The sequence below is a fragment of the Streptomyces sp. NPDC046349 genome (genome assembly GCF_055587885.1).
On sequence record NZ_JBVJFK010000012.1, the window covers coordinates 246,303 to 267,925 of the forward strand.

Here is a 21,623-nt window from a genome sequence, read left to right on the forward strand (position 1 = left end):
AGGGGCCGGGCGCCTCACTGCCGGCCCAGCGCCATCCACCGCTCGGGCGCCTCCAACGGGACGAAGCCGATCTTGGCGTAGATCTCGTGGGCGTCCGCGGTGGCCAGCAGGACGCGGCGCAGGTCGTACTGGGCGAGGTGGTCGCGCACCGCGGTGACGAGCGCGGTTCCGATTCCCTTGCCGCGCACCTCCGGGGAGATGTACACGTCGCACAGCCAGGCGAAGTCGGCCTTGTCGGTCACCACGCGGGCGTAGCCGACCTGCCGGCCGGAAGCCCGCTCGTAGACGCCGAAGTTCAGGGAACCGGCGATGGCCCGGTCCTGCTTCTCCCGGGACCGGTCGCGGGCCCAGTAGGCGTCCTGCGACAGCCATCGGTGCACCTGGGCGGCATCGATCCGGGCGGAGTCGGCGGATATCTCGTACTCAGCGGGAAGATCAGTGGTCATGGCTGCATCCAAGCAGTCCGGCCACTCCCCCACCGCTGATTTTCGCTCCGCGAAATGATCATTTCCCGGGGCGGCATGCGAGGATCCCCATCATGGACCACGAGACCGCATGGACGCACGGAGCGGGGGGTGAGCCCGCCGCCGGCCCCGCGGATGTACTGCGCCTCCTGCGGGACACCGTCCGTGCGGAGCCGGGCGGGCGCGTCGAGGTCGTGGTCGCCGCGTGCGAGATGCGCGGTTGCGGAAGGCTGGAGTTCGAGGTCGCCAAGGGCGAGTGCTTCTGCGTGGGTTGCTGCATCCCGCTCGGGATCACAGACGGGTACGCGCACCCCGACGCCCCCTGCCCGTGGCGGCTTGGACCCTCCGGGGTACCGCTGCCGCCCGCGTCGCCGGGGCCGGGCTTCGAGGCGTCGGACCGGCCCCGGTGCCCCGCCGGACACGGCGTGTTCCACGTGGCGGTGGCCCTCGCCTTCGCCGCGGACGGCGCGCTGCGGGGCATCTCGGTCGGCTTGCGGTGCCCCGAGGACGGGGCACTGTGCCTGTACGTCGACAACGCGCGCGTGGTGCCGTGCGCGGCCTGACCCGGCGTCGCGCGGCCGGGGGTCAGGACTGCGCCCGGGCAGGCGGTTCGGGAGCCTCCCAGGCGAACCCGTCCGGGTCGGTGAAGGCGCCGGAGGTGCCGGAAGCCGCGGTGCCGCCGAGGACGATGCGGTGGGAGCCGGTGCCGTCGGCGGGGACGCCGAGGTCCTTGGCCAGGGCGCGGCGCTTGTACAGCGCCAGTTTGACGGGGCCGGAGTCGCCGGCGGCGAACTCGGCGTACTTGCCGCCGAAGCTCTTGGCCACCGTCAGGCCGCGTCCGACGTAGAACTGCCGGGTGGCCTTGGCGTCGTCGACACCGTTTACGGCGCCGACGGCTGCCTCGGTGGTGTCCCGTCCTTTGATGAAGCGGGTCCCGCGGCGCTGCGCACTGCGCCAACGAACCGCCTCGCTGCGTTCTGCGCGGCTCGGCTTCGCCGAGCCGGAGTCGGCCCTTCGGACCGGGGTCCTGCGCTTCGCTCGGGCCCGCTTCGTTACGGTTCCTCGGACTGCTCAGGTGGCTCGGGTTGCGCTGGATCGTTGAGTGCGTCGGCGAGGGCATCAGCCTCTTCAGGGGACAGTTCGACTACGAGCCGACCGCCGCCTTCGAGCGGTATGCGCATGACGATGCTCTCCCCTTCCCTGACGGCCTCGAGCGGGCCGTCGCCCGTCCGGGGCCTGATCCTGCCGTCAGGGAATTTACCGTCGTCAAGGGACACTGCCCGCGCCCTGTTGTCCTCGGTCTTGACTGTGCACGTCCCCAGAGCGGGTGCCGCAGTGGCGGTAGGCGTGAGGACGACCGTGGCCCCCAGAACGAACGATGAGGCGACTAGCGAGACGACGGCATTGTGTTGGTTGCGCCGAGCCATGACAGGGCTCCTCCCTCGCGATGATTGGAGGGCGCCGCGGAAACACGGGGGCAGTTCGCCGGGCCAGCGCTCCGGGAGTGATCCCTCCAGCCACAGCACGACAACGAATGTACGGCTGTGGCGCCGCTGCGGCGCCGGACTGATCGCAATGGCGCCACCCCATCCATCCTGCCCCTCTCCGAAACGGGCGTCGACCGGACGGCCATCCGAGTCGGCCCGGCGGACAGGCGCCGCAGGGGCAGCTCAACGCAGAAGTCAAGCTGTCGCAGGGTCTGTAGGGGGCGCTGTTGAGAGGCGGCCGCCCCTCAACATGGCACAGCACATCGACCCGGCAACGGGTCAGGGACAACAGCGCCTGGGTGTGGAGGAGTCCCTCGCCGCGGTTCTTCCGGTAGTACTCATGCGACGGCCCGGCATCGTCATGGCGACCTGCGCGGACATGCAGAAGAGCCAGCGCAGACGCCGGTTGTAGTGCTTGGGCCGATGGTCCCAAGACACGTGGGCCAGGCCGGCGTGGGCGGCGAGATGACCCGCGTCCTTGTGCGCCGACAAGTCACCCATGACGGCCAGGAACTCCGCACCCGGGATGGGGCCATGCCAGGCATGGGCTCGATGATCTCGGCGCGCTCGTCGGTCCGCAAAAGCCCGGTGATCTGCTGGTCGGTCTCCTTGAGGCGCTCGTCCAGGTCCAGGATCTGCTGCGCAAGATCGCGCGCGAGCCACGCGGCATGCTTCTCCCCTGGGAGCGCCTATGACGGGCGAGTCAACCGGTCAGCCGCTTGGCTCTCCCATTCGCCGGATCGCCACGGGTGTCTGGTAGCCGGTCAGCAGGACTCGAGGCGCGCGCGACCGGTACTCGAAGGCCGCTCCAGAGCGGGGCAGATGCCCACCAGGAGGTCACGCAGGCGGTTCAGCATCCTGACGCGGTCGGCCATCATGTTCCGGCGGTACCCGGTCAGGAGCCGGAGCTCGCACGTCGTGTCGACCGACGTCGCGACGGGGCGGAATTCCAGCCGTATACGGGCGGTATCAGCGATGATCCGGGCCTCCTCGGCATCGGTCTTCCCTTCACCCTGATAGCTCTGACATGCGGTTCACGGACTTGCCTGGAATGTGGACCACCGGCTGTCCGTGGGCCAGCAGCAACGCCAGCAGCAGGGCCGACGTGCGGCTGGAGATGTCCACGGCCATCGTTCAGCACCTGCGCGTGAACAGCGAGGTCCCCTCGCCGTCGACCGCCACTGCCCAGTGGTGCCCCTTGCCGGCGTCGATGCCGACCCAGATCCGGTGATGCTTCGTACCCCACGCGTGTCTCCATCCCGCGTCACCTGCACCGTGTGGCCCGAAGTACGCTCCGCCGTCGAAGCCTTGACCAGCGATGTCTGCATCTCTCAATCAGCAGTAAGGCGTCCAAGGGAACCGGGCGGCCATGCCCCGGAAGCTATCGAGCGGCACTTATTCACCAGCCACATCCGGCTCCCCCCGGACCACAACCAACCTGCCTCGCCCTGGCACCACACCGATGACCTAAGACTTCTCCATTCCTGACCGGTCTCGGCGGCGCCGTGGCCTGGGCGGCTCGAGACCTGTCAGGACTCCGGGCGCATCGAGCGCAGCCGGTCGGCCACGTCGTACACGTTCAGGCGCAGGCCGCGGATGGCGGTGATCAGGTCGCGCCACGGTTCGAAGGCCGTGTCCACGTCCTTGCCGGAGGCCCTGATGTAGGCCACGGCGATGCCGTAGCCGAAGTACTCGTTCCTGGCGGGCAGCGGGCGCAGCAGCACGATCTGCTCCAGCAGGGCCGCTGCCCGCCAGTACGCGTCGGGCGGGTCGGTCGCCAGCGCCGGCGTGTTCACGCGGTGCCGCGCGACGGCGGCGACCAGGCCCGAGTAGTCGAGCACCCCCAGGTCCTTGCCGAGGAGTTCTTCCTGCCGGTCCAGGAGCCACCGGATGTCGATGTGCAACTCCAAGATCAGGCCGCCCGGTCCGCGCGGGCGGATGACGGCAGCCCGCCGAACTCGCGGTCGAACGCCTCCGCGATGCCCGGCCGGCCGACGACTTCACGGAACACCGCGGTCGCCCTGCCCAGTGCGAGCTGGTTCTCCTCTTCGATGGCCAGCTCCGCCAGGTAGGCACGGACGCTCATGCCGCGGGCGGCTGCCACCGCGGCGAACCGGTCCCGGGTCGCCGAGTCGATCTTCACAGTCGTGTCTGCCATGCCCCGAGTATGCACCCGTGCATACCTTGGTGAATACGGTACGGGGATCTCGGGTCCGGCGTCACGGCCGGGGAGCGGGGGCGGGAGCCACCGCGTCCGGGGCCGGTGCCGAGGGGGCGGGGACGGGTGCGGTACCGCGTCGGCCGGCGAACGCGACGGCGGCCACGCCCAGCACGACCCACCCGGACAGGACCAGCGCGGGCCCGGCCGCGCCTGCGCCGTCGAAGAAGGCGACCGAGCGGAGCAGGGAGCTGCCCGCACCGGGCGGCAGCCACTGGCCGATGAGCCCGGCGGGCTCCGGCAGCAGGTGCGGCGCGCCCGCGGCGCCAGAGAACGGGTTGCCGAGCAGGACGACCAGCAGGACGCCGAGGCCGATGCCCGCCTTCCCGAGGAGGGCGTGGAGCCCCGCGACACCACCGGCGATGGCCGCGACGGTCAGCGAGAGGACCCCCGCCTCGGCCCACCAGTTGCCGGTCAGTACTCCCAGCCAGCTGTGCGCGAGGGCGGCTCCGGTCAGGCCCACGAGGGTCGCCGCTCCGATCACGGCGGTGACTGCGCGACCGCCGCGCAGTCCGCTGAGGGAGACGAGGGCACCGGCCGCGACCCCGGCGAGGGCGAGGGGCAGGACGCTGGCACCGAAGCCGGCGCCCCGGGCGTCGGCGGCGGGCGCGGGCACCACGTCGGTGACGGGCACGGCCTGCGCCCCGGCCGGCGCCTGGGAGGTGACGGCCTGCACCAGCAGCTGCGCGACGGCAGGGCTCGCGGCGGACGCGGTCAGCAGATGGGGGCCCTGCGGGGTGGCGACGACCGCGCCGTAGACCTCGCGGTTCTGCACTGCGGTGCGGGCGGCTGCCTCGTCGGCGTACCGGTGGATCTCGAAGGCCCCCGCACGGGAGGCGAGCCGCTGCTCCAGAGGGGCGGCCGCGGCGGCGGGACCGGCGACGCCGAGGGGCAGGTCGCGCGGGGCCATCCGGGTGGCCGGCCAGGCGAAGGCCCAGAGGGCCAGCGCGGCGAGGAGCGGGACCATGACCATCACGGCGAGGAGGCGGCGGGAGGCCGGGACCACGTGGGAGGAGGCGGGTGTCACGGGCATCGCGGGACTCCATTCAAAGAGAAGGATCGTTCGTTTTACGCCCTGGGCCCACTGTGCGCAGACTCTCCCTCCTTGTCAAGAATGAATGTTCGTTTTAGCTTGGGTGCATGGCACGTGTATCCCAGGCGCACCTCGACGCCCGCCGCCGGCAGATCCTCGACGGCGCAACCCGCTGCTTCACGCGCAACGGCTTCCACGCCACGTCCATGCAGGACGTGCTGAAGGAGGCCGAGCTGTCCGCCGGGGCCGTCTACCGCTACTTCCGCAGCAAGGAGGAACTGATCGTCGCGATCGCCGAGGAGACGTTCGTGCAGATCCGCGGCGCGTTCGAAGCGGCGGCCGAGCAGAACCCGCCGCCCGCACCGGACCTCCTGATCTCCGAGGTCCTCGGCACGATCCTCGACGTGCGGGCCGGGGAGCCCGGAGCGGACCCCCGCGACTTCCCCCGCCTGATGCTCCAGGTCTGGACCGAGACCCTGCGCAACGAAGACCTCGCCGCCCTGCTGCGCCGCGGGTACGAGGAGATCAGCGGGGCGTGGGTGGGGCTCGTGGAGAGCTACCGCGAGGCGGGCATGCTCGCCTCCGACGTCCCCGCGCAACACATCGCCCGGACCCTCATCGCGGCGGCCCAGGGCTACATCACCCAGCAGGCACTGTTCGGCGGGATCGAACCCGGGATGCTCCGTGACGGACTGCGCGCCCTGATGTCCATGGGCGACGGCGCCCCGGCACGGCGGTGACCCCGGCGGGAGCCGTTCCCCCCGGGGCCCCCCGGCCTCGAGCCCGTCATGTGCCGAGCGGAAGCTCCGGCAGTTCCCCCGACGACCGGAAGCCGAGGCGCTCGTAGAGCGGGGCGCTGCGCTCCGACGGCCAGTGCCGATCCCCTCGCTCGGGTAGGGCGGCAGGACGAAAGAAGTTCGTGACGTAGCCGACCGGATCGGCCTGCCGAGCCGGACGCCCTACTGGGCCTGTGGTCATGGGGCGAGCCTGACTCCTGCGACAGGACGGGGCAAAGCCGTTTCCGCGCCAGCACGGCCCTGAGGCACCTCGGCCGTCCTCCTACCGACCACAAGGCGTTCCCCGGTCGCTGCGGGCCTGGCGCCCGGTGGACATCATCGCGGCCGACGCCGGCCCGGATGAGGCCGCCGCCAGCCCCGGATGAAAGGGCGCGGCGTCGGGTACCACTTGCCCGGAGGGGAGCTCCGGCTCGTCGCCGCTCACCGCAGGCCGCCCCGATACCGCCGCAACCGCTCGATCCCGCCGGCCGTGTTCTCCATGGGGCCTACGTCGGCGGACACCGTGCGGGATCCGTTGTACGTGCGCTCGGCGCCGCATTCGGCCCAGGTCCATCGCACTGAAGGGAAGTCAATGAGCCTGATCAGCGCAGCACTTCCGCTCGTCGGTGTCGTCGTGGGTGCCGCGACGTCATTTCTGATCAGCAGCGCGAACGAGCGAACCCGATGGCGTCGGCAGCAGTCGGTCCGCTGGGACGAGCGGCGGCTGGACGCCTATGCCGAGTACGGCCACGCGGTCAAAGTCCTGGCACATCGCTACCTGCGCATCGCTGTCTTCCGCGGGATCGCGACGGGATCCGCACCGTTGGAACCCACCGATGAGGTGTTGGACGAGCTGGGCGAGGCCGAGAGTCACCGCTCGGCTCTGAGCGAGGGACTCTGGCTGTTGGGCGACGCGGCGACCAACACCGCCACGGTCCGGGTCAACCACTGTCTGTGGCATCTCGAGTGGCTGGCCCGTGGTCTGATCCCCGCGGACGCCGGAGCATGGGACACGGCGTTCATGGAGTACCGGACCGCCCGTCTGGAATACCTCGAACTCGCGCGAGCGAGTCTTGGCCTGTCCGCTGGGGACACCCGGTCGCAGGTCGCCTGGCCTCCGTCCTGGCGGAATCCGCCGGACCCCGGCGGGAGGCAACCGGGACCGTGACGCGCGTCGCATGCGTCCGGACGACCGCCCCCGGAACACCCTGACCCGCTGAGCCTCCCAAGGGCATGATGAGGCCGATTCAGCAGTTCATCCAGGCGCGGCTGCCGGAGGGGTGCCGAGGTCGGTCAACAGCCGCCAGCCACTTGTGGTTGGCAGCAGGGCCCTGAACGGCACGACGGTGTTCCGTACGGTCGAGGCGGCGCGGAAGTGCGTCGGTTCTCCGGACGGCGTGAAGGGAGCCGGGAGGGCAGGGCCGCCCCCGCCGCGGACGGTGGAACCCCCGTTTCCACCTCCACCGGCCGCGCGGGCGGGGACGGCCGTGCCGGTCGTCGCGCCGGCCGTACGGCTACGGCTACGGCTACGGCTACAGGTTCACCGAGACGCAGGTGTCCCAGCCGACGATGTCCTCGCAGATGTTCATGTACTTGTAGCCGGTGATGTATCCGTTGCCGCAGCCGCCCTGGCTACCGTTGGCGTCGCCGTACTGCCCTGTGTCACGACTGCCGTAGGTCTTGCTGAAGTACACGTAGACCCCGTTGCCGTCCTGTTCCATGTCGCAGACCTCGAACCAGCCGTTCGAGGTGTCGTACGTGGCGTAGTCGGCCCCGTGGTTGACGGAGTGCCTGGCCGCGTGCGCCGACAGCGCGGTGCCCATGGTGATCGCGGACGCCATGGCGAGGGCGGCAGCGGTTCTGACTACGGCTCGTGTGGCTCGCATCGGTCCCCCATCGGTCGTGGATGTGCTGGTGGTAGCGCGAGGCTAGCTCCGCCGACCGGCGGCGTGCGATCCCCGGAAGTGGGGGGTTTCACCAGTCGCGTCGCTGCGGTAACAGACCCGCGTGACGCCATCGAACCCGGCTCGACCGAGCGCCTCCGCACTGCGCCGCGCCCAGGCAGGGATCGCACGGCTGCGCCGGGAGTCACCCGTCCCGATGGCGCTCTTCGCCCGCGTCGCCGACATCATTCCCGAGGTCGTCCGGGCGGACGGTGTGTGCGGGCTGACGCTCGACCCGGCCACGCTCCTGCACACCGGCGGCTTCCACCACCAGGGCGTACCCCACTCCCACCTGCCGCGGCTGCTGCAGATCGAGTACGGCGAGGAGGACGTGAACCAGTTCCCCGGCCTGGTGAGGACCGGCGGGACCGCAGCCGGGCTCTGGCAGGCCACCCGACAGCGCCCCCACTCCAGCTCCCGCTACCGCGATGTCTACCGCCCGGCCGGGATGGGCGACGAGATGCGCGTGCTCCTGCGCACCGGCAACACCGTGTGGGGTGCGCTGGTGCTGCACCGCGGCGGCGACCGGGCGCCATTCGGCGACGGCGAGATCACCGCGCTGACGACGCTCGCGCCGTCCGTCGCCCAGGCGCTGCGGTCCGCGTACCTGCGGCACGACGTCGCCGCCGCAGACTGTGAGATCCCCACCGCACCCGGCCTGTTGATGTTCCACCCGGACGGAAAGCTCGACCGGGCCACCCCGGCGGGGCAGCTGTGGCTGGAGCAACTGGACGCGGGCCCGGCCGAGTCGGCCCCTCTTCCGCAGCCCGTGCTCCACGCGGTCAGCAGGGCCCGCACGACGGGCGACGCCTCGCTGCGCATGCGCAGCCGCAACGGCGCGTGGGTGTCCGTCACCGCCACGCGCATGGGCGCGGAGGGCGCCGTCGCCGTCATGGTCCAGCCCAGCAGGCCCGAGCACGTCATCGGGATCCTGATGGACGCGTACGGGCTCACCCTGCGCGAACAGCAGGTCGCCCAGCTCGTCACCTACGGGATGTCCGACACCGACATCAGCCGGCGGCTCGGGATCTCACAGCACACCGTCCGGGACCACCTCAAAAAGGTGTTCGACAAGACCGGGACGAACAGCCGGGGAAGGCTTCTGCAGCTCCTCTACTTCCGCCACTACCGGCCGGACATCGACAACGGCCGCACCATGGGACGGCGGGGCTGGTTCCGTACTGCTCAGGTCTGAGGGGCAGGCCCCGGAAATCATCATCCGGTCGCACCGGCCGCGTAAGTGGCTCCGCAATGATGTCGGTCATGGCACAACAACTCGGAACACTCGCCCAGCAGACCGCGGACCGGCTGGCCGAGGACCACGTCGGCGTGGTGGTGGCCGCGGTGGCGGAGGACGTCGTGGAGATCCGGGGCGCGGGGAGCACCGGCACGGACGACGGCCGCAGCCCCGGCCCCGACACCCTGTTCGAGATCGGTTCGGTGACCAAGCCGTTCACCGCCCTGGCCCTGGCACGCCTGGCGTCCGCAGGCACGGCGGGGCTGGAGGAGCCGCTCGCCGACCTGCTGCCCGCCGGTACGGCCGTACCGTCACGCGAGGGTCGGCAGATTTCCCTGGAACATCTGGCCACCCACACCTCCGGGCTGCCGCGGCTGCCCCGGGGCATGCTGCTCACGGCTCTGCTGCACCCGTCGAAGTCGGATCCGTACGCCGACTGCACAGCCGACGCCCTGCTGTCGGGGCTGGCCAGGACGCGCCTCGGGGCCGTGCCGGGGAAGAGGTTCCGCTACTCCAACCTCGGAGCCGGGCTGCTGGGTCTGGCCCTCGCGCGCCGGGCCGGCACGGACTACGAATCCCTCATCACCCGGGAGATCTGCTCGCCGTTGGGCATGACCGACACCGTCGTGACGGTGGACGAGGCCCGTTCCCGACGCTGCGCGCAGGGCCACGCCCGCCGCGGGAGGCCCGTCTCACCGTGGCACCTCGCCGACCTTGCCGGTGCCGGCGCCCTCCGGTCGACCGCGACCGACCTGGTGGCCTTCGTGCGGGCCCAGTTGGACGGCGGCCCCGAGGGACTCGCCGAGGCGATCCGCCTGAGCCGGGCGGTGGAGCACCGTACGAGTCCCTTCGCCTGGGTGCACCTCGGCTGGATGGGGCACCGCCTGCACCCCCGGCAGGGCGCTCACCTCCAGATCTGGCACAACGGAGGTACCGGCGGCTTCTCCTCCTTCGTGGGCTTCGACCCCGAGAAGCGGCTCGCCGTCATCGCGCTCGGCAACACCACCCGCCGGCCGGTGGACGGCCCCGCCTTCGACCTCCTGCGCACGCTGCAGCAGGAGCGTGCATCCGGGCCGCACTGACCAGGCACCTGGTCGAGAAGACCTGGCACCGGCGCGACGCTGGACGCCCAAGGGGCGACGGAACGCAGCAGAGTTCCCGCGACGGCGATCAAGCCGGCCAACGCGGCCTCCCTGCCCGCCTCTCACCACGCCGGCTGGCGCCAGCACGTCCCGGGCGGGCTCCGTTACCGCTTCAGGTAGGCCAGGACAGCCAGCACGCGGCGGTTGTCGTCCGCGGACGGTTCGATCCGGAGCTTGGTGAAGATGGCCGCGGTGTGCTTGGCGACCGCGCTCTCGCTGATGAACAGGGACCCCGCCACGGCCGCGTTGGAGCGGCCTTCGGCCATGAGGCGCAGGACGTCGAGCTCACGCGGCGTGAGCTCCGCGGTGGTGCCGCGGGCGTCGCTGCGGGCCAGCAGCCGTGCGATGACCTGCGGGTCCATCACCGTGCCGCCCGCGGCCACGGTGCGCACCGCGTCGACGAACTGGGTGGTGTGCGTGATCCGGTCCTTGAGGAGGTAGCCGATGGCTCCCTGGCCTCCGGCAAGGAGTTCGTGCGCGTAGAGCTGGTCCACGTACTGGGAAAGGACGAGGACCGGCAGCGCCGGCCGGGACCGGCGGGCTTCCAGGGCCGCCTGGAGGCCTTCGTCGGTGAAGGTGGGCGGCAGCCGGATGTCGACCACGGCCACGTCCGGCTCCTCCTCGAGGAGCGTCCTGAGCAGGGCGGGCCCGTTGTCGACGGCTGCGATGACGTCGAAGCCGTGGTCCTGGAGGGTGCGCGTCAGCCCGTCCCGGAGGAGGAAGAGGTCTTCGGCGAGGACGACACGCACGGTATCTCCAAGGTCGCGATGGTCGGGCCGCCCTGCGGGCTGTGCAGGACGAGCGTTCCGTCGAAGGGTTCGATGCGGCGCCGCAGGCCCCGCAGGCCGCTTCCGCGGGCGTCCGCGCCGCCGCGGCCGTCGTCGGCGACCGTGACGCGCAGGACGCCGGCGGTGTGGCTCAGGCTGATGCGGACTTCCGGGGCGCCTGAATGCTTGGCGGCGTTGGCGAGCAGTTCCGCGACGGCGAAGTAGCCGGCCGACTCGACGGGGGCCGGGAGCCGGCCGGGCAGGGCCGCCTCCAGGTGGACGTCGACGTGGCTGTCGAGGGCGAGGGAGCGCACCGCGTCGCCGAGCCCCCGGTCGGCGAGGACGGGCGGCAGTACGCCGTGGACGAGCTCGCGCAGGTCCTGGAGGGCCCGCTCGGAGGTGGCCCGTACCTCCTGCAGCAGGACGCGGGCAGCCGGCGGGTCGTGGTCGAGGAGGCGGCTGGCCGCGTCCAGGGTCATGCCCAGGGCGACCAGCCGGGCCTGTGCCCCGTCGTGCAGGTCCCTTTCGATGCGGCGCAGTTCGGCGGCCTGGACGTCGAGGACGTCGGCTCGGGATCCGGCGAGGTGTTCGATGCGGCGGACGAGTTCGGTGGTGTACGGGGCGGCCAGCAGCCGCCCGCTCCAGCGTGCGTGCAGCCGCAGTACCACGGGGGCCAGGCACAGGCCGGCGGCTGTGAACCCGAGTCCGAGGACGAGCGCGGCGAGCATCGCCGCCGTGGAGTCGACCAGGACGAAGGCGTACCAGTTGCCGTCGCCCAGGAGCCGCCAGACGAAAGGCTGGACGGCCGCGCCGAAGAGCCCGTACCAGACGAGGGCCAGCGGGGCGGCGGCGAGGAGCGCGCCCGTGACGGGCTCCGCCCAGGCCCAGCGCAGGTCGTGCCAGAACCCGGCGTCGCCGAGGAGCGCGACGGCCCGTCGGCGGCGGCCGCCCGGGCCGGCGGGGCGGGGTGGAAGCGGTCGCGGCGGGCTGATCAGCGCCCCCGACCAGCGGGAGGCCCAGCCGCGGTAGCGGTCGGACACGCGGCGCAGGGCCCCCGCGGCGGGCGGGAGCAGGAGGAAGCCGACTCCGACGGGCAGGAGCAGAAGGGCGCCGACCACGAGGCCGCCGGCCCCGGATACGGCGAGCGCGGCGAGGGACAACAGCTGGCAGCGGCCGATGGCGGTCGGCACTCTTCCGATGCCGGGCCGCTCCCTGCTCACCTGTGCCGCCCTCCCCACCCGTCGTTCCGCCATGTCAGCCCGTTCGGGGCGCCGTTGCGACGATGATCTCATCCGGCGCCGGGTGTGCCCTCCGGCGGGCTGCGGCGATCCACGGGACCGCGGCGGCCAGGCTCGCGGCTCCGAGGATCAGCATGGGCGCCGTCGCCGCGCTCGTCTCGTCGGTCACGTACAGCATGCCGAGGTTGATCAGGGTGTGGAAGCCGCCCGCGAGCAGGAGCCGGTTGCTCCGTATGCCTTCCAGGGCCAGCCCGAGTATGACGGACATCGCGGTGGCGGCCAGCAGGAACCCGGCGGCGTAGGCGGGCTCCTGCGCGAGGACCGGTACGTGCCACAGGCCCCAGAGGACCCCGACCAGCGCGGAGGCGGTGACCGGGCCGAAGCGGGTGCGCAGCAGCGGCTGGAGGTGGCAGCGCCATCCGATCTCCTCGGCGCAGGCGCCGAGGAACTGGGCGGCCACGACCAGGGCAAGGGGGTGGGCGAAGGCCCGAGGGCTGGTGACGGGGAGCGAGCCGGATGTGAGCAGGCTGCCGGACACGCACACGGTGGTGATCAGGAAGGGGGTGAGCAGCAGAGCTGCTCGACGCCCGGCAGTACCGGCAGTACGTTCGCGGGTGGGCAGGGCACCCCCGAGCCGGTCCCTGATCCGGCCCTGCCACAGCAGTGCCACGGAAGCTACGGCGACGGCAGGGCCGAGCTGCGTCAGTTGCACCACCTCGGGCGGGATACCGGTCGCGGGCTGGAGGGCTCCGCACATGCCGGCAGCGACGAAGGCGACCGTGACGAACACCCCCGCTTCCGCCGCCCAAGGCGCCCGTCGCCCGCCCTGCTCGTGTGCCTGTGCGCGTGCCGGTGCCTGCGCGCGTTCCTGTACCTGTGCGCGTGCCTGTACCTGTGCGCGTACCTGTGCGTGTTCCGGCATGTCGTCCGGCCTCCCCGTTCTTCGCCGCGGGGCGTGCCTGTCCCGCCCCGTGACGACTCTGCCGGTGGGAGGCCGGCCGGTCCTTGTACGTGGCTGCCGAAACGGGGTGTACCCAGGTACACCCCTGGGAGCCGGCGGCGCCCGGCCCGCGGTGCACGGCGGCCTGGACGACGTGGCCGACCGGTGGGACACCGGAGCGAGACCGCTTGCCCGTCCGCCCGTCATGGGGGAGGGCGGCGCTCCGGTCCTGCCCGACCTCCGGCCCCTGTCACGCCTTCGCGGCGGGCGGCCTCCGGTCGGCCAGTGCGTACAGGCCCGTGACCACGGCGCCGCGGCGGCGCTTGGCCTCTGCGGTCGTCATTCCCGCGTGCAGGGCGGTGGAGCCGTGGGCGTAGGCGTCCTGGATGGGCAGGTAGTACATGAGGTTGAAGTACAGGTGGGGTGCGCCGTGGGTGCGGTCGACGGCGACGGCGCGGATCCACGTGGTGGACGCGTAGTGGTAGTACAGGCAGAAACCGGCCATGCGCCGGCCGTCGTAGGCCGCCACCACGCGTGCCGCGCTGCCCATGGCCGCCGCCTGCCGCGCGAGCAGGGCGGTCATGGCGTCGATGCCGTCCTGGGTGTGGCCGTGCTCCTGCTGGTGTCCGGCGAGCAGCACCCCGGCGTCCCCGGTGCAGTCCGCGAGGGTCAGGTGGCGTACGTCCAGGCCGCTCGCGGTGAACTCACGGTGTTCGCGGCGCACGCCGACGCGGCGCCGCGAGGGCAGGGAGGCGACGTACCCCTCGAAGTCCGTGCCGGGCAGCGGGATGCGGGCGTCGTCCTCGAGGTGGACGGGGCCCTCGGGGTAGAGGGGTGCGAGCCGGGTGGTGGCCTCGGCGGTGAGGTAGGGCCACCAGTGTGTGGTGCCGTTGCGGTGGGCGAGTTCGCGGGCGGCGTCCCGCAGGAGTGTGAGACAGGTGTCGCGTCGTACGGGGTCCAGGCCGGGAGAGGTGAGCGGGGTGTTGTGGTAGCCGCGGCGGGCCCCGGCGATCACCCGGGGCCGCAGCTGCGGGGGCAGGACGCCTCCGGGCCGGTAGGCGTCGTTGGGTTCCTCGTGCACCAGGTGGAGGGGCGCCGCGGCGATCAGCACGCCGTCGTGGTCCCGGACGAGCGCGTACGAGGCGCTCGCGGTCGGGTCCTCCTCCTCGGCGGCGAGCCACTGGTGCGAGAGGTAGAGGCCGGCGGGGCGGGCGAGCCACTCCCACTCGGCGGCCGGAACGGCGTGGACGGACTCGACGAGCGTCGTGATCAACGGGGATTCCTCCGGCGGTGGCGGTTGGCGGACTTCAGGGCGGGGGCGGCTGCCATGGCGATCAGGCAGGCCACTGCTTCGGCTCCCCAGGGCAGCAGCGGTCCGGCCTCGAGCAGCAGGGTGAGGAGGGCGGGGGCCGCGACCATGCCGATGGCCCACGAGAACTGGTACAGGCCCTGGGTGAAGCCCCCGGCCGCTTCGGGGGTGAGGGTGACCGACAGCTCGCTCAGTGCCGGGCCCAGGAGGATCTCGGCCACGCTGAACAGGGTGATCGCGGCGATGAGGGCCGCCCAGGCGGTGAAGGCGAGAGAGGGCAGTGCGGGCAGCATGAACGCCGCCATCGCGGCGGCCATGGCGAGGTATCCGGCGGCGACGGCGCGGCGGGGCGCCTTCGGCGCGAGATGGGCGGTGACCACCGTCGAACACCCGGAGACGATGACGGTGTTGACGACGAACAGCAGGCTGGCCGCCGACGCGGGGAGCCCGAGAGCCCGGGTGGTGTAGAGGGCGACGAGGACGGACAGGGCGGCCTGGGCGAGGACGTAGGGCAGGTTCACCGCGACGAGCAGCAGGTAGCGGCGGGTGTGGTCGGTCCCGGTGGCCTGGGTGCCGGGCGGGGCGTCGTCCCGCCGGGGCGGCGTGGTGGTGAGGGTGGCGAAGCAGAGGGCGGCCAGCAGGTACGTCGCGGCGTCGACCGCGATGAGCCACCACAGGGCGCCCTTCCCGAAGGCTGTCAGGGCCCCTGCTGCGGCCGCGGAGCCGGCGGCGAGGCCGATGTTGCGCAGCGAGCCGGTGAACGCGAACCACGTGCGCTGCTCGCCGGGCTTCGTCACGTGCAGGATGAGGGTGCGCTGGGCGGTGAAGTACATGTTGATCCCGCCCTGGACCAGCACGTGAACGGCGGCGACGTGCCACAGCCGGTCGGCGACCAGGAACAGGGTGAATCCGAGGGCGGACAGGACGTTCGCCGCGACCACGACCGGCCGGGGCCCGAGACGGTCCATGAGGCGTCCGGCGAGGAACGTGACGGGCAGGGCGACGGCTTGGCCCACTGTCATCGCCATGCCGACGTGCACCGGCGGCAGGCCCTGGACGTCGGTGAAGTAGAGCAGACCGAGGGGCAGCAGCATGCCGTTGCCCAGGGAGTCTATGAGGTTGCCGGTGACGAACCGGCCGTGCCCCCGCAGCTCGGGCAGGCCCAGCCGGGACGCTGTGCGCGGGCGCCGGGTCTCGGTGTCCGCGCTCATCGGACCAGCAGGGAGGTCAGCTTGGCCAGCATGTCGGCCGAGGGGAAGCCGGTCCGCGCGTGCAGTTCCGTCAGGGCCCGCACGGTGGCGCGCTCCTGCCCCTCGGGGAGGGTGAGGACGACGATGTCGCCGCGGGAGGATCCGTCGATGACGAGCTCGTGCGCGGTGACGACGGTGACGTGCTCGCGGAGTGCGGCCAGCGCCGCCGGGGGGACGGGGCCGTCGGTGAGGAACTCGAGGGCCCACCCGGTGCGCCGTACCGGCCCGTCGCCCGGGGGGAGGCCGCAGGCCATGCGCGCGAGGGTGGTGAAGGTGTTGGTGCCCGACGCGGCGCAGGACAGGGTGGTTGCGCCGCCGACGCGCGGGTTGACCTCCAGGATCACGAAGCGTCCGCCCGTGCGGACCATGTCGACGTTGACCGAGCCGTGCACCCCGAGTTCCCCGCAGAGCTCGACCAGGGCGCGGCCAACGTCGGCGAACGCGGCGTCGGCCTCGGGGTGGGGCCCGCACCAGCGCAGGTCGGCGAAGGTGAACACCGGGTCCGCGCCGGCGCGTCCCGTCCAGCACAGGGGCAGGACCTGGTAGGAGCCGGGCCGTCCCACGATGTCCACGGTGCACAGGTCGCCCACGACGACTTCTTCCAGGACCGCGGATGCCTCCGGCGGGCCTGTCAGCCAGGCGTCCAGGTCGGCCGGGGTGCGCAGGGTGCGGATGCCGGAACTGGTGGAGTCCCAGACGGGTTTGGCCATCAGCGGGTAGCCGAGCCGGGCGGCTTGCGCGCGCAGTGCCTCCCGGTACGCGGGTACGGGCAGGCCCCGGCCGGCCAGCAGGCCGCAGTCGGCGCGGATGCCGTCCGGTACGTGGAGCCCGGCTCGTCTGCAGAGTTGTTTGGTCTCCCACTTGTCGACGAGCAGCATCGTCGACGCGAGCGGTGTCATGACGGTGGGGATGCCCACGGCCTCGAGGAGGGACGCGGCGGTGGCGTCGCGCAGCGCGTTCTCGCAGGGCAGTGAGATCGACACCGCGGCGTCCGCTCCCCAGGCGGCGACGGCCTGCGCGAGCTGCCGGGGGGTGACCGCGCGGTCGAGTCTGTGCCGGTGGCCGGGGAAGTCGTCGTCACCGGCGCTGCCGCTGGTGTGGAAGAGGCCGGCTTCGATTCCCTGGGCAGCGAGGCCGCGTACGGCCTGCTGGATGTAGGGATCGGCGCGGCGGATTCCCACCGACCGCATGAATGCGATCTTCCGCATCGGTGTGTCAGCCCACTTCCACTCGGGACCGGGCGGCGATCCCGGCCGCCAGGTCGCGTGCCCGGTCGGCGGTCGCCGCGCGGGCCACCACGTGTCCGATCCGGCACGCGGAGTCCGCCGGCTCGGGCACGGTGTCACCGGGTTCCAGGTGCAGCTCTGCGTGCGTGCCGGGGGCCTGCGGGATGACGGCCCGGCGCAGCACTCCGCCGCGTTCGGGCAGAAGGAAGCGGATCGAGGCGGCGGCGTCGGTGGTGGCGTTGGTGTCGGGGACCCGGCCGAGGACCGCCTGCAGGTAGGCCTCGGCCTCGCTGATGCCCGTCGCGGCCTGCACGACCTCGCAGAGGTTGTCGCCGGGCAGACGGGCGCCGGTCTCGATCACATAGGGCGTCCGGGAGCCCGGTGGGATCTTCAGCTCCGTGTGCGCGATGCCGTTGCGGACGCCTACGGCGAGCGCGGCGCGCGCCGCGGTGTGCTGCACCGCCCGTTCGAGCGAGCCGTCCAGGCCGGAGGGGCAGGTGTGGCCGGTCTCGATGCGGTACCTGCCGCCGGTGGTGTCCTTGGCCACCACCGGCAGCGGATAGGCCACTCCGTCCGCGACGACCGTCTCGCAGGAGTACTCCGCGCCGGGGACGTATTCCTGCAACAGGGCCCTGGCGTCGAGCGGCAGGCTGTGCGGCTGTGCGCGGGTGAACCGCTGTGCCGCGGCGACGGCGGACGTGAGCCGGGCGGGGCCGTCCACGACGGAGACTCCCCACGAGCCCCCCTGTTCGGCGGGCTTGACCACGAGCGGCCAGCCCAGCCCGCCCGTGCGGGCCACCCTGTGGGCTGCCTCCGCGTCGTGCGCGACCGCCCAGCGGGGTGCCGGGATCCCGGCCGCGGCGAAGGCCTCGCCCATAAGGATCTTGTTCCTGGCCGCCCGGGCGAGGAGCGGGTCGTTGCCGGGGAGGCCGACCCGTTCGGCCAGAAGTGCGGCGAGCGGGGTGAACAGCTCGAAGCAGGCGGCGACGCCCTTCAGGGCATGGCCGCGGCAGAAGGCCTCCATGTCGGCCAGTGCCCGCGGGGGGTCCGCGAGGTCCGTCGTGCACACGCCCGCGAGTGCGGAGCGCAGCCGGTCCGGGTAGGCGTCGTGGACCTCCTTGTGGGTGGCGGCGTACAAACGTACTCCCAGCCGGTCAGCGGCCTCGACGAGGAAGCGTCCCGCGTTCCCCATCGGCTCGATGACCAGCACTCCCGGGCCGCCCGGGCCCGCACCGATAGTCATTCGCCCAGCAAAGCCGCAGGCGGGACGGGGCGGCTATGGGCCTGACAGACGAAAATAACTCGCCTCATAGCGTGGTGACTTGGAGCAAAGACCAATCAACCGGTGAGTAGCGGGGCGGCATTTGGTGCACACGACCCATGGAGGCACGCGAGCGTCCCGTGATCGGATCGCCGGGCCAGGTAAACCCGCACCGCGACCCGAACGGGGAACGAGCCCAGTGACCAGCCTGCGCCAGCAGCTCGCCGACCAGATCGAACAGGGCGTCATACCGCCCTACCAGTACTCCTATCCGCCCCGTTCCACCTACCGCCCCCTCCCTGCAGGCAGGTGGAGCATCCCCGACGTATGGGCCATGGACCTGGCCAACTACCAGGTCCCCGAGCTCAACCTGTACCTGCACGTCCCCTTCTGCGACCGCAAGTGCGGCTTCTGCAACCTCTACACGATCATCAGCACCGACGAGGACGTCTTCGACGCCTACACCGACGCCCTGTGTACGCAGCTCGAGGACCACGCCGAGATCGTCCAGGCCCGCCGGCTGCGCACGGTCTACATCGGCGGCGGAACCCCGGCCCTGCTCAAACCCCGTCACTTCGAGCAGATCTTCAGCACACTGGCGCGGATCTACCCCAACTGGCGCTCCACCGTGGAGGAGGTCGCCGTGGAGGCCACACCGTCCTCCATCGCGGACGCGCCCCACGAGTTCAAGGCTCTCATCGACATGGGCCTCACCCGCGCCAACGTCGGCATCCAGTCCCTCGTCCCCCGCGAGATCCGCGAGGCCGGCCGCGGCGGCGAGGACGAGGCCGTCATCCGCCGCGCGGTCCGCACCGCACACGAACTCGGCCTGCCGGACCTGTCCACCGACCTGATCATGGGCTTCGCCGGGCAGACCCCCGAGACCTGGCGCCACAGCGTCGACGAGCTGGCCGCCCTGCGGCCCACCACGATCAGCACCTACTTCCTCACCGTGCGGCCGGACGCCTGGTTCTCCAAGACCGGGGCCTACCAGTACATGTGGCAGCCGGAGCTGTACGAGCGCTACGACTACGCGCGCCAGGTGTTCCTCGACCACGGCTACGTCCAGGAGGGGTCGGTCCGCTACAAGATCCCGGGCCGCGGCGGCTACGCCCAGAAGGTGCTCACCTTCCACGGAGTGCCCTTGCTGGGTCTCGGCGTCGGCGCCCGCTCGTACACCAGCGTGCTCGACTACATGACCGGCAGCGTGAAGCCCTCGACGGGTGAAGTGGCCGACTACATCAGGAAGGCCCGCAACCACGAGATCACCCCGGTCACCGGCATCGAGCTGACCGGCGAGGAGATCGTCCGAAAGCGCCTCGTCCTCGACTCCTTCGACCTCGACCTCACCGAGCTCGACCGCTTCGGCTATCAGAAGCACGCCGCGGAGTTCGAGCCGATCCTGGACGCCGCCGAGGCCAACGGCCTCCTCCACCGGCTCGGGCGCCGCATCCAGCTCACCCCCAAGGGCTTCAAGTACCGCGACGTCCTGTCCTGGATGTTCTACTCCGGGACCGTCAAGGGGCTCGACCGCGAGTACTACGAGAACCTCCACGCGGCGAACGCCCGCGCCCGCAGGAACATGGGAGCCACTCCCGTGCGGATCACCGGCGTCGACCTGCGCGAGGGCGCAGCGTGAGCGACCTGTACGTCGCGGCGGGCGGGGGCGGGGACCCCCTCGGCACCCTGATCGCCGCCCGCACCGTCACCGCAGCTCCACAACGGGCGCAGATCGCCACGTACGCATGGGAGCGCCCCGAGGTCGATCCCACCCACGGACCGCTCGGGGAGGAGCACTTCACCGGGCTCGTCCGCGATCCGGGCGGTGCCCCCGCCTTCACCTCCGCCACGCGTGCCCGCCGCCCCGCCGGATCCACCCTGCCCGCCCTGGCCCGGGACCTCCCGGCCCGCCTGCTGCTGCTCGACCCCTCCGGGGGGCTGCGTGCCCTCGCCGCGCAGATCGGCGCCATGGCCGCGGCCTGCGGCGGGCGCATCCGCATCGTGGACATCGGCGGCGACATCCTCACGCACGGCGACGAGCCGGACCTGCGCAGCCCGTTCGGGGATGCCCTCACCCTCGCCGCCTGCCACCTCACCGGGCTCCGGACGACCGTTTACGTCGCGGGTCCCGGCCTCGACGGAGAGATCGACGAGCGGTCCCTGCTCGACCGCCTCGCCGGATGCCGCCCCCTCACCCCGGGGGCGGCCGCGGTCTCGGCCGCCGCCCAAGCGCTGGCCTGGCACCCCTCCGAGGCATCGGCCCTGTGGGCCGCCGCCGTCCTGGGCGCCCGGGGAACCGTCCGCGGCGTCAACCACACCATCGAACTCACCGAGGCCTCAGCGGGGCTGTACCCACTGGCCCTCGAGGAGGCCGTCGGCCACAACCCGGTCGCGCGCGCCCTTCTCGACGAGCAGCCCGGCACCCTCCAGGAGGCGGCCGACCTCTCCCACCGGCTGACCGGCATCCACGGGCTGGCACCCGAACACGCCCAAACACCACGGCAGGACCGGCCGGCGGGCGGGATCGCCGTCCTCGACCGGGAGGCGGCGGTCAAGACCCTCCGTGAGGCCGCCGACGGCGCCGGCCGCGTCACCTTCCGGTTCGCAGCCCGCGCCCTCGGCCTCGCCTGGACCGACATCCCGGCCCTGCGAAGACTCCTCGGCTGCGACACTCCGCTGCTCCCGCTGCCCTGAACAGCACGCCGGGCCCGGCCGCACCACCGTGCGGCCGGGCCCGGCTTCAGGACCACGCGGGACGGTGGCCGCAGCGCCGTGCCTACGTCTGCGTGCCGGGCCATTCCGTGCGCAGCATCCCGAACAGCACGGTGTCGTGGCGCTCGCCCGCGACCAGGACGGCGGAGCGGCGGCGCCCCTCCTCGCGGAACCCCGCCCTGGTGAAGGCACGGACGGCCCGCTCGTTGCCGCTCCAGGTGTCGAGCTCGATCCGGTGCAGTCCGAGGGCGCCGAACAGATGCCCCACCAGCAGGTGCAGGGCGTCGGAGCCGTGGCCGCGGCCCCAGCGGTCCCGTTCACCGATGGTGACGCCGACCGTGGCGAGCCCGGCGACCGGATCCACGTCGCGGTAGTCCACCATGCCGATCACCGTGCCGTCGGCCAGGTCCTCGACGGTGAAGACGGCCGAGTCCCTCGGGTTCAGCCTCAGCATCGTCTCGAATCCGAGGGCCACGGCCTCGGCCGTGACCGGGCCGAAGCACGGATCGCCCCCCGTGGCCCAGTGGACCACTTCGGGGTCGTTGCGCCACTTGAGGTGGTACTCCGCGTCCTGCGCGCGAAGGGCGCGCAGCCTCACCAGTTTTCCTTCGATCATGGAC

The 21,623-nt window shown here is 72.2% G+C and carries 21 protein-coding genes and 2 pseudogenes; 7 read left to right on the forward strand and 16 right to left on the reverse strand.

Annotated elements, in window-relative coordinates:
• Window positions 1-14: 14 nt before the first annotated feature.
• Window positions 15-446, reverse strand: coding sequence for a GNAT family N-acetyltransferase (locus tag ACZ6JS_RS27780; RefSeq protein WP_469301897.1), 432 nt, complete (start codon window positions 444-446; stop codon window positions 15-17).
• Window positions 447-538: 92 nt separating this feature from the next.
• Between ACZ6JS_RS27780 and ACZ6JS_RS27785 the strand changes: the two genes are divergently transcribed.
• Window positions 539-1,027, forward strand: coding sequence for a hypothetical protein (locus ACZ6JS_RS27785; RefSeq protein WP_469301898.1), 489 nt, complete (start codon window positions 539-541; stop codon window positions 1,025-1,027).
• 22 nt (window positions 1,028-1,049) lie between these two features.
• On the opposite strand, the pseudogene ACZ6JS_RS27790 reads toward ACZ6JS_RS27785, so the two are convergent.
• From ACZ6JS_RS27790 to ACZ6JS_RS27815, 6 genes and pseudogenes are all read right to left on the reverse strand, one after another.
• Window positions 1,050-1,343, reverse strand: a pseudogene (locus ACZ6JS_RS27790) (glyoxalase); the annotation flags it as partial.
• A gap of 173 nt (window positions 1,344-1,516) precedes the next feature.
• Window positions 1,517-1,705 (reverse strand): DUF3117 domain-containing protein, encoded by a 189-nt coding sequence (locus tag ACZ6JS_RS27795; RefSeq protein WP_469301976.1) that lies wholly within the window; start codon window positions 1,703-1,705, stop codon window positions 1,517-1,519.
• A gap of 441 nt (window positions 1,706-2,146) precedes the next feature.
• Window positions 2,147-3,175: pseudogene (locus tag ACZ6JS_RS27800) on the reverse strand (IS110 family RNA-guided transposase).
• A gap of 305 nt (window positions 3,176-3,480) precedes the next feature.
• On the reverse strand, window positions 3,481-3,861 hold the full coding sequence (locus ACZ6JS_RS27805) for a toxin Doc (RefSeq protein WP_469301899.1): 381 nt from the start codon (window positions 3,859-3,861) through the stop codon (window positions 3,481-3,483).
• A 2-nt stretch (window positions 3,862-3,863) separates the two neighbouring features.
• Window positions 3,864-4,109, reverse strand: a complete 246-nt coding sequence (locus ACZ6JS_RS27810; protein ID WP_030850684.1) for a hypothetical protein — start codon at window positions 4,107-4,109, stop codon at window positions 3,864-3,866.
• A gap of 61 nt (window positions 4,110-4,170) precedes the next feature.
• Window positions 4,171-5,202 (reverse strand): ABC transporter permease, encoded by a 1,032-nt coding sequence (locus tag ACZ6JS_RS27815; protein ID WP_469301900.1) that lies wholly within the window; start codon window positions 5,200-5,202, stop codon window positions 4,171-4,173.
• Window positions 5,203-5,309: 107 nt separating this feature from the next.
• Between ACZ6JS_RS27815 and ACZ6JS_RS27820 the strand changes: the two genes are divergently transcribed.
• Together ACZ6JS_RS27820 and ACZ6JS_RS27825 are read left to right on the forward strand one after the other, a co-directional pair.
• A complete protein-coding gene (locus ACZ6JS_RS27820; protein WP_469301902.1) occupies window positions 5,310-5,942 on the forward strand; it encodes a TetR/AcrR family transcriptional regulator in 633 nt (210 codons plus the stop codon).
• Window positions 5,943-6,570: 628 nt separating this feature from the next.
• Window positions 6,571-7,146, forward strand: coding sequence for a hypothetical protein (locus ACZ6JS_RS27825; RefSeq protein ID WP_469301903.1), 576 nt, complete (start codon window positions 6,571-6,573; stop codon window positions 7,144-7,146).
• A gap of 364 nt (window positions 7,147-7,510) precedes the next feature.
• Here the strand turns inward: ACZ6JS_RS27825 and ACZ6JS_RS27830 are convergent, their stop codons facing one another.
• On the reverse strand, window positions 7,511-7,864 hold the full coding sequence (locus ACZ6JS_RS27830) for a hypothetical protein (protein WP_469301904.1): 354 nt from the start codon (window positions 7,862-7,864) through the stop codon (window positions 7,511-7,513).
• Window positions 7,865-7,985: 121 nt separating this feature from the next.
• Here ACZ6JS_RS27830 and ACZ6JS_RS27835 point away from each other — a divergent pair, with 121 nt between their 5' ends.
• Together ACZ6JS_RS27835 and ACZ6JS_RS27840 are read left to right on the forward strand one after the other, a co-directional pair.
• Window positions 7,986-9,116 (forward strand): LuxR C-terminal-related transcriptional regulator, encoded by a 1,131-nt coding sequence (locus tag ACZ6JS_RS27835; protein ID WP_469301906.1) that lies wholly within the window; start codon window positions 7,986-7,988, stop codon window positions 9,114-9,116.
• A 68-nt stretch (window positions 9,117-9,184) separates the two neighbouring features.
• A complete protein-coding gene (locus ACZ6JS_RS27840) occupies window positions 9,185-10,240 on the forward strand; it encodes a serine hydrolase domain-containing protein (protein WP_469301908.1) in 1,056 nt (351 codons plus the stop codon).
• A gap of 164 nt (window positions 10,241-10,404) precedes the next feature.
• Here the strand turns inward: ACZ6JS_RS27840 and ACZ6JS_RS27845 are convergent, their stop codons facing one another.
• The 7 genes from ACZ6JS_RS27845 to ACZ6JS_RS27875 form a co-directional block, all read right to left on the reverse strand.
• The gene (locus ACZ6JS_RS27845) at window positions 10,405-11,049 is read right to left on the reverse strand and encodes a response regulator transcription factor (RefSeq protein ID WP_469301910.1); all 645 of its coding nucleotides are present in this window, start codon (window positions 11,047-11,049) and stop codon (window positions 10,405-10,407) included.
• Entirely contained in the window at window positions 11,001-12,287 is a 1,287-nt protein-coding gene (locus ACZ6JS_RS27850; protein WP_469301911.1) for a sensor histidine kinase, read from the reverse strand. The genes ACZ6JS_RS27845 and ACZ6JS_RS27850 overlap by 49 nt, the downstream gene beginning before the upstream one ends.
• Window positions 12,288-12,321: 34 nt before the next feature.
• Window positions 12,322-13,095, reverse strand: coding sequence for a CPBP family intramembrane glutamic endopeptidase (locus tag ACZ6JS_RS27855; protein ID WP_469301912.1), 774 nt, complete (start codon window positions 13,093-13,095; stop codon window positions 12,322-12,324).
• Window positions 13,096-13,495: 400 nt separating this feature from the next.
• Window positions 13,496-14,518 (reverse strand): peptidogalycan biosysnthesis protein, encoded by a 1,023-nt coding sequence (locus ACZ6JS_RS27860; RefSeq protein ID WP_469301913.1) that lies wholly within the window; start codon window positions 14,516-14,518, stop codon window positions 13,496-13,498.
• The gene (locus tag ACZ6JS_RS27865; RefSeq protein ID WP_469301914.1) at window positions 14,515-15,765 is read right to left on the reverse strand and encodes an MFS transporter; all 1,251 of its coding nucleotides are present in this window, start codon (window positions 15,763-15,765) and stop codon (window positions 14,515-14,517) included. The genes ACZ6JS_RS27860 and ACZ6JS_RS27865 overlap by 4 nt, the downstream gene beginning before the upstream one ends.
• A complete protein-coding gene (locus ACZ6JS_RS27870; protein WP_469301916.1) occupies window positions 15,762-16,994 on the reverse strand; it encodes an ATP-grasp domain-containing protein in 1,233 nt (410 codons plus the stop codon). Before ACZ6JS_RS27870 ends, ACZ6JS_RS27865 begins: the two co-directional genes overlap by 4 nt.
• A 25-nt stretch (window positions 16,995-17,019) precedes the next feature.
• Window positions 17,020-18,273 carry an ATP-grasp domain-containing protein gene (locus ACZ6JS_RS27875; protein ID WP_469301918.1) on the reverse strand — a complete coding sequence of 418 codons (1,254 nt, stop codon included), beginning with the start codon at window positions 18,271-18,273 and terminating at the stop codon, window positions 17,020-17,022.
• A 217-nt stretch (window positions 18,274-18,490) separates the two neighbouring features.
• Here ACZ6JS_RS27875 and ACZ6JS_RS27880 point away from each other — a divergent pair, with 217 nt between their 5' ends.
• Together ACZ6JS_RS27880 and ACZ6JS_RS27885 are read left to right on the forward strand one after the other, a co-directional pair.
• Window positions 18,491-19,930: a coproporphyrinogen-III oxidase family protein gene (locus ACZ6JS_RS27880; RefSeq protein ID WP_469301920.1), complete on the forward strand. Its 1,440-nt coding sequence runs from the start codon at window positions 18,491-18,493 to the stop codon at window positions 19,928-19,930.
• Complete coding sequence (locus ACZ6JS_RS27885) at window positions 19,927-20,985, forward strand: DUF1152 domain-containing protein (protein WP_469301921.1); 1,059 nt, start codon at window positions 19,927-19,929, stop codon at window positions 20,983-20,985. The genes ACZ6JS_RS27880 and ACZ6JS_RS27885 overlap by 4 nt, the downstream gene beginning before the upstream one ends.
• An 82-nt stretch (window positions 20,986-21,067) precedes the next feature.
• Here the strand turns inward: ACZ6JS_RS27885 and ACZ6JS_RS27890 are convergent, their stop codons facing one another.
• Window positions 21,068-21,619, reverse strand: a complete 552-nt coding sequence (locus tag ACZ6JS_RS27890) for a GNAT family N-acetyltransferase (protein ID WP_469301923.1) — start codon at window positions 21,617-21,619, stop codon at window positions 21,068-21,070.
• Window positions 21,620-21,623: the final 4 nt, after the last annotated feature.